This is a genomic window from Microvirga sp. 2YAF29 (assembly GCF_052114605.1).
GTDB lineage: Bacteria > Pseudomonadota > Alphaproteobacteria > Rhizobiales > Beijerinckiaceae > Microvirga.
The window spans coordinates 1-523 of the sequence record NZ_JBFRFB010000048.1 but is presented as its reverse complement, the minus strand read 5'-3'; the positions used below and the strand labels follow the sequence as shown (position 1 = coordinate 523).

Here is a 523-nt window from a genome sequence, read left to right as displayed (position 1 = left end):
ACCCACACCTCATCCCCGCACTTTTCAACGTGCGTGGGTTCGGGCCTCCAKTMAGTGTTACCTKAMCTTCACCCTGGACATGGGTAGATCACCTGGTTTCGGGTCTACAACCACATACTAAACGCCCTATTCAGACTCGCTTTCGCTACGGCTCCGCCTTATCAGCTTAACCTTGCATGGGATCGTAACTCGCCGGTTCATTCTACAAAAGGCACGCCATCACCCRTTAACGGGCTCTGACTACTTGTAGGCACACGGTTTCAGGATCTCTTTCACTCCCCTYCCGGGGTRCTTTTCACCTTTCCCTCACGGTACTKGTYCRCTATCGGTCACTAGGKAGTATTTAGCCTTGGGAGATGGTCCTCCCAGMTTCCGACGGRATTYCWCGTGTYCCGCCGTACTCAGGATCCACTCKGGAGAGAACAACATTTCAGTTACAGGGCTGTTACCTTCTTTGGCGGGCCTTTCCAGACCTCTTCGCTTATATCGTTCCTTTGTAACTCCGTATAGAGTGTCCTACAAC

General features: G+C 52.2%; 1 rRNA gene. It reads right to left on the bottom strand.

Going from position 1 to position 523, the window contains the following annotated elements:
- Positions 1–523: ribosomal RNA gene (locus tag AB4Y85_RS19445) — 23S ribosomal RNA — on the bottom strand; the annotation flags it as partial.